The sequence below is a fragment of the Balneatrix alpica DSM 16621 genome, assembly GCF_000619885.1.
GTDB lineage: Bacteria > Pseudomonadota > Gammaproteobacteria > Pseudomonadales > Balneatricaceae > Balneatrix > Balneatrix alpica.
The window spans coordinates 137566-150852 of the sequence record NZ_JHUZ01000015.1 but is presented as its reverse complement, the minus strand read 5'-3'; the positions used below and the strand labels follow the sequence as shown (position 1 = coordinate 150852).

12 protein-coding genes are annotated in these 13287 nt (G+C 52.9%); all 12 read left to right on the top strand.

Translation table 11 applies throughout. The features are described from left to right. Positions 1–34 precede the first annotated feature (34 nt). Complete coding sequence (locus Q334_RS0108240) at positions 35–2935, top strand: motility associated factor glycosyltransferase family protein (RefSeq protein ID WP_027312791.1); 2901 nt, start codon at positions 35–37, stop codon at positions 2933–2935. A gap of 8 nt (positions 2936–2943) precedes the next feature. Continuing rightward, positions 2944–3930: a UDP-N-acetylglucosamine 4,6-dehydratase (inverting) gene (pseB, locus tag Q334_RS0108235; RefSeq protein WP_027312790.1), complete on the top strand. Its 987-nt coding sequence runs from the start codon at positions 2944–2946 to the stop codon at positions 3928–3930. Between the two features lies 1 nt (position 3931). Next, positions 3932–5080 carry a UDP-4-amino-4,6-dideoxy-N-acetyl-beta-L-altrosamine transaminase gene (gene pseC, locus Q334_RS0108230; protein ID WP_027312789.1) on the top strand — a complete coding sequence of 383 codons (1149 nt, stop codon included), beginning with the start codon at positions 3932–3934 and terminating at the stop codon, positions 5078–5080. A 36-nt stretch (positions 5081–5116) separates the two neighbouring features. Beyond that, complete coding sequence (pseF, locus tag Q334_RS0108225) at positions 5117–5824, top strand: pseudaminic acid cytidylyltransferase (RefSeq protein ID WP_027312788.1); 708 nt, start codon at positions 5117–5119, stop codon at positions 5822–5824. Between the two features lie 9 nt (positions 5825–5833). Continuing rightward, entirely contained in the window at positions 5834–6883 is a 1050-nt protein-coding gene (gene pseI / locus Q334_RS0108220) for a pseudaminic acid synthase (RefSeq protein WP_027312787.1), read from the top strand. Between the two features lie 4 nt (positions 6884–6887). Next, on the top strand, positions 6888–7907 hold the full coding sequence (gene pseG, locus Q334_RS0108215; RefSeq protein WP_027312786.1) for a UDP-2,4-diacetamido-2,4,6-trideoxy-beta-L-altropyranose hydrolase: 1020 nt from the start codon (positions 6888–6890) through the stop codon (positions 7905–7907). A gap of 63 nt (positions 7908–7970) precedes the next feature. Then, entirely contained in the window at positions 7971–8603 is a 633-nt protein-coding gene (locus Q334_RS0108210; RefSeq protein WP_027312785.1) for a hypothetical protein, read from the top strand. Positions 8604–8618: 15 nt separating this feature from the next. After that, entirely contained in the window at positions 8619–8858 is a 240-nt protein-coding gene (locus Q334_RS0108205) for an acyl carrier protein (RefSeq protein WP_027312784.1), read from the top strand. A 29-nt stretch (positions 8859–8887) separates the two neighbouring features. After that, positions 8888–9607, top strand: a complete 720-nt coding sequence (locus Q334_RS0108200) for an SDR family NAD(P)-dependent oxidoreductase (RefSeq protein ID WP_162157429.1) — start codon at positions 8888–8890, stop codon at positions 9605–9607. Continuing rightward, positions 9604–11007: an AMP-binding protein gene (locus Q334_RS0108195; protein ID WP_051527634.1), complete on the top strand. Its 1404-nt coding sequence runs from the start codon at positions 9604–9606 to the stop codon at positions 11005–11007. Before Q334_RS0108200 ends, Q334_RS0108195 begins: the two co-directional genes overlap by 4 nt. Continuing rightward, positions 11004–12134: a LuxE/PaaK family acyltransferase gene (locus Q334_RS18490; protein WP_051527633.1), complete on the top strand. Its 1131-nt coding sequence runs from the start codon at positions 11004–11006 to the stop codon at positions 12132–12134. The genes Q334_RS0108195 and Q334_RS18490 overlap by 4 nt, the downstream gene beginning before the upstream one ends. After that, a complete protein-coding gene (locus tag Q334_RS0108185; protein WP_027312781.1) occupies positions 12118–13272 on the top strand; it encodes an acyl-CoA reductase in 1155 nt (384 codons plus the stop codon). The genes Q334_RS18490 and Q334_RS0108185 overlap by 17 nt, the downstream gene beginning before the upstream one ends. The last annotated feature ends 15 nt before the right edge of the window (positions 13273–13287 follow it).

Genomic DNA, 13287 nt, shown 5'->3' with positions numbered 1-13287 from the left:
TCAGGATCAATTCTCTCTATTGCCAGGTAAGGTTATGCTGCGAAATATCAGCCAGCTGACAATGGCCGATGAACAGGCCCAGCAGCAGCTAGAAGCCCAGCTAAGCGGCCAGCTCACCCGTTACTATCAACGCAATGTTCAAGCCTTTGAGCGCTATGCCCCTCATATCCTAAAAGTTTTGCAATCCGTGCATGAGGAGTGTTTGTCGGTTTTTTGTACTGCCGAAGGGCATGCTAATTTAGTCGACTATGCTACAGGCCAGTGTTGGTATGGCCTAAACCCGGAGCAAGAATGTAAGGCGGAGGTGGAGAACTACCGGAACAAGGCTCCGCGAATAAGCTTTCTTGCTCCTCCCCCTCAGGCAGCGGCAACGCCGCAATGGGTAGCGGGTACCCCCTTTTTACAACTAGAAAGTTGGTTGGCACGACAAGGTGAGTGCCAGGCTTTGCCCGAACAGATTCCGTTACTCATCTGCTTTGGTGTGGGGTTGGGTCATAGTTTAGCGGCACTGGCTGAGTGTACTGATGCGAGTGCTTGGCTCATTTATGAGCCTTCTGAAGATGCCTTTGTGGCTTCGTTGAGCGTCTTTGATTGGGCCAGTTGGTTGGAGCAAAGGGTAGCGGCTAAGCAAGAGGTGTTTCTGCAAATTGGTAATAGTGGTGGCAGCCTGGTAGAAGATTTGCGCTTTATTGATCAGCATATCCAGCCGCTGAACTCCGCTTTTGTGTTTCGCCATTACCATCATGTGGAAATGGATGCCCTCTATCAATATCTCACATCTAATCAGTTTAGCTGGCAGGAGCTGCATGAGGGGCGGGTACGCTTATATCCCTTCACTGATCGTTGTGATGAAGTCGCTCCACGTAGCCTGCTACCTGAACTGCAAACTACTCAGCAAGCGCGTATAGCTTGGCTGCAGGCTCGTCAGCAATTCTTGCGTAATATGGCTTGCCTGGAACACTACTATCCTGATGTTGCAGCGGCCTTTGCGCGTTATGAGCCACAGCAATGGCACTTGGTGCGAGGTCAGGATGGGTGGAATGTCCTACATATCGGGCGCGGGGCTTGCTTGTATGGAGGGGCTCCTGAGCAGGAGGCGGAAGATGACTTTGCAGCTTATCGCCATAGTCCTAATAAAGACGATCCGTTATTAAACATGGATGGGGGGAAGTTGGGTTATTACTACCACTTCCAACAGACGCAGAAAATCAAAGCTTTGCTAAGCCACTCAGGAAAGAGCTCTACACTCTTACCCGATGATATATCTGGAATGGTGCTGTTTGGCTTGGGGTTGGGTTATCAATTACCGCTTTTATTGTCTCAGCATCAGGTTGGGCGTTTGTATTTGTATGAGCCTAACCTCGACTTCTTCTATGCCTCGCTCTATGTGTTGGATTGGCAACCGCTATTACAACAGCTTGACCAGCAGGGTAGTACGCTTTATCTCAACTTGGGCGATGATGGCACCTATGTCATGCAGGACTTGCTCAAGCAGTTCTATCAAGTAGGCCCCTACAATATTGTTACTACTTACCTGTACTCGCTGTACTTCCATTCGCGTATGCAGCAGTTGATGTTTGAGTTGCGGGAGGAGTTCAAGGTTGTGGTATCCATGGGGGAATACTTTGAGCATGCTCGCTATGGTTTGGCTCATATGCGCGAAGCTTTTGCTCAGGGTAAAACCTATTTGCTGAGGAAGCATGGTGGCCATGCCTATCAACAATGGATGGATTACCCCATTTTTGTTGTCGGCAATGGACCATCCCTTGATAGCAGTATTGAAATAATCAAAGCAAATCAGGACAAAGCTTTGATTATTTCCTGTGGGACGGCGTTAAAAGCACTGCATCGTTATGGTGTGAAACCTCATCTGCATGCGGAAGTGGAACAAAATCGCACGTCTTATTTTTGGGTTAAAAATGCTGCCCCCGCTGACTTTCTGGCAGATATTACCCTGCTGACCGTCAATGGTATTCACCCCGACACTGCGGCACTCTTTAAGCGAACCTTGTTAGCTTTTAAAGCGGGGGAAGCCTCCACGCGTGTTTATATGGATTCGCTTTGTCCGGATCAGCAGTATCCAGCGGTGGAGTACGCTTACCCCACTGTCACTAATATGGTGATGGCAACACTGAGTACCTTAGGGATGAGCAATCTGTATTTGTTTGGCGTCGATCTGGGCTATAAGGAAGTGGGTAAGCACCATTCACGCTTCTCTGATTACTACCATCAGAAGCCAGACACTGAGCAACACGAGCAGAGTTGGCAAGAGGTATATGACTTTATTCAGACCCATGGTTTGTTGATGGTGCCGGGTAATTTTCAGGATACGGTCTATACCAAACATGAGTTTCGCGTAGCAGTACAGATGATGGAGCGTTTGCTCAGTCTGTCGCCACATATGCATTGTTTTAACTGCAGTGATGGTGCTCGTATTGAAGGCGCGGAACCTATTCGGGCGGAGCAGATCGACTTACCCACTACCTCCTTGGCACCGATGGATCTAGTAGAGGTTTTGCTTCAGCATGCTTGTTTGGAGCCAGATGCTGTCCGTCAATTACCAATACAGCTGCAGCAACACTTTACTGCCGAAGCCTTAGAGCGGGATGTAAACGACTACCTGGAGTGGTTGAAGAGTCAGCAGCCAGAGAGCCGCAAGGAGCTGGAGCAGCTTCTTCAAACTCAGCGGCAGCGCTTTTATCACTACCTGGCACGCAGAGATTCCTTACTGTTTTATCTATACTGGGGCAGCATGAACTATGTTGCGGCGCTGTTGTTGAAAGTTGCACATATGAGTGAGGACGAGGCGGAAGTCATGCCTGCTTTGGCGCAAGCTTGGCAGTATTGGGCAGAGTATGTTGAACAAGCCTATTCAGATTATCTGGTAGCGCCCGATAAATTAGAACAAACCGCAGTAGATAACCCTAACTGGTGAGGGCGTGCATGTTTAATGGCAAATCCATTTTAGTCACGGGAGGAACAGGCTCCTTCGGACGTGCCTTTATCAAACGGGTGCTGGAGCATTATGAGCCCACCAAGGTGGTGGTGTTTTCCCGTGATGAGCTTAAACAGTTCGAAATGCAGCAGGCGTTCACCGATAGTCGCATGCGCTTTTTTCTGGGAGATGTGCGGGACTTGGATCGCTTAAAAGCGGCGATGAAGGGGATTGATTATGTGGTACATGCGGCGGCGTTAAAGCAGGTACCTGCCGCTGAATACAATCCGATGGAGTGTATTAAAACCAATATTCTGGGTGGCCAGAATGTGATTGAAGCGGCGATTAGTGCCGGAGTCCGTCGGGTTATCGCCCTGTCGACGGATAAGGCGGCTAACCCTATTAATTTATACGGTGCTACTAAGCTGGCTTCCGATAAGTTGTTTGTCGCAGGTAATAATATTGCAGGTAAAGACGGCCCACGTTTTTCTGTGGTGCGCTATGGCAATGTCGTAGGTTCACGTGGCTCAGTGGTGCCTTTCTTTGAACAACTGTTGGCAGAAGGCAAGGGATTGTTGCCTGTTACGCATCCGGATATGACCCGTTTCTGGATCACTTTGGAACAGGGAGTCGACTTTGTGATCAAGAATTTTCAACGGATGTATGGCGGAGAAATTTTTGTTCCGAAGATCCCATCAATGCGTATTCTAGACTTGGTTGAGGCCATGACCGGAAAGCGTGAATACGAGCGTGTAGGTATTCGCCCCGGTGAAAAACTACATGAAATCATGGTACCGGCTGAGGTCTCCCACCATACCCTGGAGTTTGCCGATCACTACGTGATTCAGCCCCCCATCGTTTTCTTTGATAAGTCGGTTGATTATCGTTGTAACCGCTTAGGTGAACAGGGGCAGGAGATGGATGAGGGCTTTGAATATCATTCGGGCACCAATCCCTGGTTCCTCAGTGTTGATGAACTGCGAGCGCTAGGTTGAGATGCTGCCTTATGGTCGTCAGGACATCCAGGAAGAGGATGTCCAAGCGGTTGTTGAGGTGCTACGCCATCAATATTTAACTCAGGGGCAGCAGGTACCGGCTTTAGAAAAAGCCTTGGCAGAGTACACAGGCACCCCTTGGGTCACACTGGTTAACTCGGCCACCTCTGCTCTACACCTTGGTTGCTTGGCGCTAGGGGTGGAGCAGGGGGATAGGGTATGGACTTCCCCGTTATCTTTTGTCGCTTCGGCTAATTGTGCGCGTTACTGCGGTGCTGAAGTCGATTTCGTCGATATTGACCCCTCTACTTTGAATCTGAGTCTGCCTGCTTTGGCAAACAAGTTGGCTTGGGCGGCGAGTCTTGGCCGTTTGCCTAAGCTACTGATAGTGGTGCACTTTGCGGGTTTAAGTGCAGACATGGCAGAGATTAAGGCGCTATGTGAGCGCTATCAGGTGCGGCTGATGGAGGATGCTTCCCATGCATTGGGAGGGCGCTATCAGGGCATGCCAGTAGGAGCGTTGCAGCATGCAGACCTGTGTGTTTTTAGTTTTCATCCGGTCAAAATGATCACCACCGGTGAGGGTGGGGCCATTCTGTGTCGTGATCCGGAGCTGCACCAGCGTATTCAGCGCCTGCGCAGCCACGGGATTGATAAGGATAGTAAGCTGCAGGAGCAGGAAGGGGGTTGGTATTACCAGCAACAGGAGCTGGGATTTAATTACCGCATGACGGATTTGCAGGCAGCCTTGGGATTAAGCCAACTCTCTCGGTTAGATGGCTATGTGCAACAGCGTCAGGCCTTAGCAGAGCGCTATGATCAGCAATTGCAGGGGCTTCCTCTACAGTTGCCACCACGAGTCGACTATGCTGAGTCCAGCTGGCACCTCTATGTGGTGCAATTACAGGATCCGATGCAACGCCGACCACTGTACGACTTTTTGCAGGTGCAAGGTGTTGCGGTTCAGGTACATTACATTCCCATTCATTGGCAGCCCTATTACCAGCGCCTGGGTTTTGCCCGTGGTGATTTTCCAGCGGTGGAAGACTATTACCAGCGTACGCTAACCCTGCCTTTATTCCCCACGTTGACCAACGTGCAGCAAGATCGAGTAATCGCTCTACTCCATAGTTTTTTATCCCCTGACTAATCCTCTGATTAAGGGATAGCTGTAAGGAGAACAACGGTGGCTAAGGTTGCCATTATTCCTGCCCGAGGCGGCAGTAAACGTATTCCGCGCAAAAATATTCGAGACTTTGCCGGCCAGCCACTGCTTGCCTATTCCATTCAAGCCGCCATCCAGGCAGATGTATTTGAGCGCATTATTGTCTCCACTGATGATGCGGAGATTGCGGCAGTGGCCCAAGCCTATGGTGCGGAGGTGCCCTTTATACGCCCAGCGAACCTGGCGGATGATCATACCGGTACCGGGGCTGTGGTGTTTCATGCGCTTGATTGGCTTGCTGAGCATGACAGATTGCAACCTGAGTATGTGTGCTGCATCTATGCGACGGCGCCTTTGCTGCAGGCTGAGGACCTCAAGGCCGCGATTACTGAGTTGGAACAGAGGCCTGAGATGCAACATGCTTTTTCGGTGACGCGCTTTGCTTATCCGGTGCAGCGGGGTTTGGTCCGTGCGGGGGAGGGGGTCAGTATGCTGTTCCCCGAGTATGAGGCAACACGTTCCCAGGACCTGCCTGAGGTATACCACGATGCAGGGATGTTCTATTGGTCCCGCACAGCGGCTTTTGCTAGCAATGCGGCCATGTTTGCTCCCCATTCGATTCCCCACGTGCTGCCTAGCTGGCGTGTGCAGGATATTGATACGGAAGAAGATTGGCAGCGAGCCGAGCTGCTTTATCAAGTGTTACAACGCCAGGCTCAGATGAGTTAAGGGGACGCGATGCGCTTTCAACTTGGACAACATTGGGTCGGGGACGAGGAAAGCCCTTTTGTGATTGCTGAACTCTCTGGCAACCATGGTCAATCCTTGCAAACTGCACTGGCGATGGTAGAGGCCGCGGCAGCGGCTGGCGCCCATGCGATCAAGCTACAAACCTACACTGCTGACACCATGACTCTTGATGTCAGTGAAGGTGAGTTCTTTATCAGTGATGTCGATAATCTGTGGCAAGGTGCCAGCCTGTACCAACTCTATCAACAAGCATCAACACCCTGGGAGTGGCATCAGCCACTGTTTGAGCGTGCCCGTGCCCTGGGAATGGAAGCTTTTAGTACGCCCTTTGATGCCAGTGCGGTTGACTTCTTAGAGCAGCTGCAAGTGCCCTGCTACAAAATTGCTTCTTTTGAAAACAATGATTTGCCTTTGATTCGTAAGGTGGCGCAAACCGGTAAGCCATTGATCATGTCAACCGGCATGGCCTCGGTTGCTGAGTTGGAAGAGGCCGTTAACTGTGCCCGTGCCGCCGGCTGCGGCCCCATCACTTTGCTTAAATGTACCAGTGCCTACCCTGCGCCGGTGGAAGATGCCAACCTGCGCACGTTAGCGCATATGCGAGAACTCTTTGATTGTGCGGTTGGGTTGTCGGATCACACCCTGGGGCTGGCGGTTCCCTTGGCAGCGGTGGCACAGGGTGCGGTTATGATCGAAAAGCACTTTGTGCTGGATCGTCAAGGTGGGGGAGTGGATGCTGCATTCTCTCTTGAGCCGGCAGAGTTAAAACAGCTGGTGGAAGAAAGTGCGCGAGCCAGATTGGCGTTAGGGCGTGTCAGTTATGGTCAGGGGCAGAGCGAGCAGGCGTCGAAAAAGTTTCGTCGCTCACTCTATATTGCTGAAGATGTCCGAGCCGGAGAGCTCCTCACTGAAGCGAACTTACGCATTATTCGTCCAGGCTTAGGGTTGGCCCCTAAGCACTGGGACAGGGTGCTTGGTCGTCGTGCCCGTCGTGGCCTGAGTAAGGGTACCCCCCTGAGTTGGGATATGCTGGACTAAACCGATGACGATACGTGTACTCTTTCGGGTCGATGCCTCTGCCACTATGGGAGGTGGACATTGGTTGCGCTCGCTGGCATTAGCGCAGGCCTGCCAGGAGCAAGGGGGAGAGGTGCAATGGTGTTATCAACAAAGCCCGGCGAATTTACTGGCTCGCCTGCAGCAGCTCGCTATACCAGCCTATGGCTTGCAGGCCAGTGCAGCCACCCTGGAGGATGCCAGGCAAACGGCGGACTGGGCAATTGCGCAGCAGAGCGATTGGCTAGTATTAGATGGCTATCATTTTGACCACCGCTATCGTCAAGCATTAAAGCAATTTTTACCTGAGCAGGTGCGGACGCTTTGGATTGACGATTTGAACCAAGAGGGAGCGGCGGAACTAGACTGGGTGTTGAATACCACCCCGCAAGCTCACTATCAGAATTATGGTCCAGCGCAGCTACTGGCGGGTTTGGACTTTGTCTTACTACGTCAGGACTATTGGCAGCGTCCATCCCGATCCGTCAGCCCCACCTCCCTATTTATAAATTTTGGCGCGACTGACGCCTTTGGGTTAACCTTGCCTACGCTTAAACTACTGAAAGAAATGGACTTTTCAAGCAGTGTTGAGGTAGTGACCGGCCCGGGAATGGTCGCCTGGCAAGAGGTTGAGCAGTATTGCCAGCAACAGGGTTATAGACATCAGCACGATTTGCTTAGCCTGATGCCATCCTTGCAGCGCAGTCGTTTGGCATTAACCGCTGCAGGTTCAACCTTGTTAGAGCTGGCCTACTGGCAGGTACCTTCAGTTCTGTTGGTGGTCGCCGATAATCAGCTAGAGGCAGCGCATTTACACGCTGAGCGTGGCTGGTGTGAGGTGTTTGATGTGCGCCTACCGAATCACCTGGCGCATGCAGTTGCTCGAGCTATCCAGTTATGGCACCAGCCCTCAGGTTTGGCAGCGATGCAGCAACGGGCTGATGGGCTGGTGGATGGACAGGGCGCCCGTCGTGTTGCCCGTTTGATGCAGCAAGCGCTGACTTGAGCGTGCACGCCTTAAGCGGCAGGCTCAAGCGGGGTTAAAACAAGGGCCAAAGTGGGGAGAACCATGCAGTCACAGCAAGCTATTGCCGCTTACCAGGTGGTGTTGCAACCGTTACTACCCTTGTTAGCCCGCGAGCCGCATTATGCGGATAAGCTGCGTGACTGGCGTAATCACCAGGATGTGCGTCGCTATATGTTTAGCCAGACCCTGATTAGTGCTGGTCAACATCAACAGTGGCTGCAGCGGCTACCTTCTCGTGATGATCTGGCCATGTATGTGGCGTTTTATCAGCAGCAACCCTTAGCCGTGGCGAGTGTCTGTAGCCGTGATGGGGGCAACCTGAGCCGCAGTACGGACTTGGAGGCAGCAATTTATCGGATTCCTGAGCTTGCTGCGTCTTTGAGTCCTATTCTGTCTTTTGCACCCGCTCTGGCTTTGAATGACTGGTGTTTTCAATTACAGCCAGGAGTGAAGCTCTGGGCCAGAGTCTTAGCCGATAATCAGAGTGCGTTGCGCTTTAACGCCAGCCTTGGCTATCAGGAAGTAGAGCGGATAGCGGCTTCTGCTGAATTGCCGCACGCTCATGTATTGCAATGTTTGGATGCGGGTTCTTACCGTCAAGCAGATCGCATTAAAGCCCTGTTAACCCGTACCAACGTACAGTCACGCCCCTCTGTGGGGGTGTGCAAGCCTTAATAGAAGAGAGTTTGGATGAACGAGCCGGCTAAGTTGTATCAAGTTTTCGCTCAAGCATTAGGGCTAGAGGCGAGCCAGATTAGCGATGAATTGACCTATAACAGTATCCCGGCCTGGGACTCAACTGCTCACATGATTCTGGTGGCAGAGTTGGAAAACGCCTTTGGTGTCATGCTGGATACGGATGACATCATCGATATGAGCTCCGTTGCCAAGGCTCGACAAATCCTTAGCAAGTACCATGTTGAGGCGTAATCAGAATGCTGCTTAGCGGGCTGCAGGTGATGATCACAGGTGCCGCGCAGGGTATCGGCGCGGCAATTGCCAGGGCTGCTGCACGGGAAGGCGCAGCGCTGATTTTACTCGGTCGTCAACGCTCAGCCCTTGAAGCCTTGGCTGCTGAACTGCACCAAAGTGTTAAGAGCACAGTGCAGTTATTTGAGGTGGATGTGACGGACGCGGAGGGGATGACCCAGGTGTTTCGCCAACTACAACAGCAGGGCATACAACTTGATGTGCTGGTCAATAATGCCGGCATGATGAAAGATGCCCCCTTGGCGATGACACGTTTAATCGATGCTGAGGCGCAATGGCGGGTGAATACGTTGGCTCCTTTGCACGCCAGCCAACTGGCTGCACGCAGCATGATGCGGAAACGTCAGGGTGCCATTATCAATCTTGCCTCCTGGGTGGGGGAGCAAGGCAGTGCGGGCCAAGCTGCCTATGCTGCCAGTAAGGCTGGCGTGAGCAGCCTGACCAAATCCTTAGCGCAGGAGCTAGGGCCCTTGGGAATTCGCGTGAATGCGGTTGCTCCCGGTTTTATTGAGACTGCCCTGACCGCAGGCTATCAAGCAGAACAACGCCAGCGGTTGCAAGAGCACACCGCATTACGACGTTTAGGACAAGCGCATGAGGTGGCTGAGTTGGTGGTGTTTTTGGCCTCAGAGCGAGCCAGTTTTATCACCGGTCAGGTGATCGGGATAGATGGGGGAATGCGCCTATGATGTTTGCCGACCGCTTGACTCAATGGCCTGAGCATACTGCGCTGATTCACCCACAGGGGTTTATGAGCTACGCCGAGTTAGCGGAGGCTTGCGATGAGGTGGCAGAGCAGTTAACAGGCAGCAAATGCTTGATCTTGCTGGTGGCAGACCAGTCCATGCAGGCGTTGGTTGTGTATCTGGCCGCGCTGCGTACAGGGCAAGCGGTGATGCTGCAGCCGGCAGATATTCAAGAAGAGTCACTGCAGCAATTGCTGGAGCTTTATCAGCCGCGTTGGTTGTGGCGTCCTGGGATGCAGTTACCACAGCGACAGGCGCAGCAGGAACCTTTGCCTCCTTTGCACCCGGACTTAGCAGTGCTGCTTTCTACCTCTGGCAGCACTGGTTCCCCCAAGCAGGTGCGCCTCAGTTACAGCAACCTAGAGGCCAATGCCTGTTCTATTGCCCAGTATCTGGAGTTAGATGACCAGGAACGTCCGCTGGTGCACCTACCCTTGTCATATTCCTATGGGCTTTCCATTGTTAACTCCCACTTATTGGTGGGGGCAGCGCTGGTACTGTGCCCGTACTCCATGATGGAAAGGCCTTTTTGGCAGTGGGCCAGGGAGCAAAGCATTACCAGTCTCTCGGGGGTTCCCTTCCATTATGAAATGTTAGAACGTCTGCATTTTGAGCGTATCTGCCCCCCCAGCCTGACCTGTTTAACCCAGGCAGGTGGAAAGCTTGCGGAAGAAAAAATCAGTCGTTGGAGCGAGTTCGCTGAAGCACGGGAGATGCGCTTTATCCCTATGTATGGCCAAACAGAGGCCACTGCCCGGATTAGCTACTTACCCTGGTCGTTAGTTGCGGCCTATCCAGAGTCGATTGGTATCCCTATTCCTGGTGGTGAGCTGCAACTCTGGGATGAGCAGGGACAGCCAATTGAAGGTTGCAATCAAGCCGGTGAGTTAGTCTACCGAGGCCCCAATGTGATGATGGGGTATGCCAGTAGCCGCGCTGATTTAAGCCAAGGGCCGGAGCTGGAGTGGCTGCATACCGGCGATATCGCTTTGCGTAATGAAGCGGGGCTTTATTGCATTTGTGGGCGTAAAAAACGTTTCATCAAGCTATTTGGCTTGCGGGTAAACCTGGATGAAGTTGAACGCTGGTTACAGCGTCAAGGTTGGCAGCTTGCCTGTATTGGTCAGGATCAATGTTTGCAGTTGGCGTTGGTCGAAGCGGAAGACGACCTCGCCAATGTCAGCACCCGCTTGCGTCAACAGTTACAGCAGCAGTTTGGATTTCATCCTTCGGTGGTGCATGTCAGGCTGACAGGGCCGATTCCGCTGACCCATGCAGGCAAAACCGATTACCAACAGTTGCAACAGCTGTGGGAGGCTGCGGGGGATTCACAGACTTCATGAGCAGGGAACGCCCCACCTTTGACGAGGCTTTTTGGCAGCAGCCGGTTTACGGCTTTGATCAAACCAGCAAGGCAGCTTGGCTATTACCTCGCTTATATCAGCTGCACAGTTGGCACTTACAGCAGTGTCCTGCCTATCAACAACTACAACGGCGCTTTGTGGCTGAACAGCCTGGAAAGCCAGTTCCATGGCAAGCCTGGCACGACTGTATTCCTCTGCATGTCCGTCTGTTTAAAGAGTATGAGTTGCGCTCCGTTCCTGCTGAGCAGGTGATTAAGGTGTTGACCTCTTCAGGCACCAGCTCGGCCAAGGTGTCGCGTATTTTGCTCGACAGTGAAACGGCCAGTGCTCAGGCCAAGGCGCTGGTGCGCATCATGCAGCATTGGTTAGGTAAAGAACGCCTGCCGATGCTGATCATTGATCACCCTAACGTGATACGTGATCGTGCCAGTTTTTCGGCCCGCGGGGCAGGAATCCAGGGAATGCAGATTTTTGGCCGCCAACTCTGCTATGCCCTTAATGATGATCTCAGCCCGAATTGGCCAGCGTTGGATGATTGGTTGGCGCGTCATCAGGGCGGGCCAATCCTGGTCTTTGGCTTTACTTTCATGGTGTGGCAATGGTTGCAGGCGTTGGCACAACAAGGGCGGCAATTGGACCTCAGCCAAGGCGTTCTCGTTCATGGTGGGGGGTGGAAAAAACTGCAACAGCTTGCGGTTAATAATCAGCAGTTTAAGCAGCAGGTACGGCAGCTAACGGGTATGGCGCGGGTGCACAACTTTTACGGCATGGTTGAACAGGTAGGTTCGGTCTTTGTGGAATGTGAGCATGGCCATCTGCATAGCCCAGCCTTTGCTGAGGTGGTGATTCGCCGAGCGGGGGATTTAGCCCCCCTGCCGGTGGGGGAAGAGGGTGTGATTCAGGTACTCTCGGCCTTGCCGCTATCTTACCCCGGGCACTCTATTTTGACCGAAGACCGCGGTCGTATTCTTGGCCAAGACGATTGCCCCTGCGGTCGTCCGGGCCGCTACTTCAGTGTGTTGGGACGGGTGGCGCGGGCCGAGCAACGTGGTTGTAGTGACACTGTTGCGGTGACAGCAGGAGAGCAACATGCAGTGGCGCTTTAATCCGGCGGATTGGCAACAGCCTTTTTCGTTAGCCGCTCCTCTGGCGGTTGAAAGTACAGAGACGTTGACCGTACTGGGACAACAACTACTACAGCAATCCTCACCTACCTTAAAAGCACTGGGTTTTTGGCTGCGGCCCGCAAACTTACAAGCAATGGCGCATACCTTGCCCCCTCATGGCCATTGGCGCCCAAGGGGGCAGGTATTACAGATTGCCCCTGCTAATGTGGATTTGCTGTTTATTTATGTTGCCCTCCTGGCGCTGTGGATGGGTAATCACTGCTGGGTACGCTTGGCGTCACAACAGGGTGAGGACGAAGCAGTCTTGATTGCACTGTTGGAGCAGCTGAGCCAACAGCCGGAGCACCAGTCCTGCCTGACCCGCTTGCATCTATTTCGCAGTGAGCATAATGAACCTGCCTTGCAGGCTCTGGCGGCGGCAGTCGACATGCGCGTGTTTTGGGGCAGTGATGCCAGCCTGGCGCGTTTAAGCCAGTGGCCGAAGTCCGCCCATTGCCAAGAGTTGCTGATGGGGCATAAACACTCTTTAGCCCTGCTCAAAGCGGAGGCTATTCTGCAGCAGCCTGCTGAGCATTGGGCAGCGGCCTTTATCCGTGATGCGTTTAGCCTGCAACAACAGGCTTGTTCTTCGCCGCGCACGCTGGTGTGGGTTGGCACGAAGGAGCAGGTCAGTGAGGCTCAGCAGCATTTTTGGCAGGCTATCAGCCCTGCGGCACCGGCCTGGCCTGAGGCCGCATTACTTGAGCGGGAGCTGGCGTGCCAACGCTTAGCACTGGAAGGTTTACTTGAGGCGGATGCAGCAGCTGACCCTCAGCTTGGCTGGCAGCGCTGTCGGGTTCAGTGTTTAAGTGATGCCCAGCAGCAGTTGCATCCCGGCTTAGGATTGTTTTACGAGTTATCGCTGCAACAGTTGGATGAGCTGGCGACTCAGTTGGCGCCTGTGCATCAGAGTGCAACTTTTTTTGGCTGGCAACGTGAAGAATTAGTTAATTGGGCCGTTAACCACAGAGTAATGGGCCTGGATCGCATCGAGCCAATGGGGGAAGCCCTGCGCTTTCATCCCATTTGGGATGGCGAGGCGTTATTGCCACGCCTGGGACGGTTGCTGCGAGCCTGAACATAGGGAGTGTCT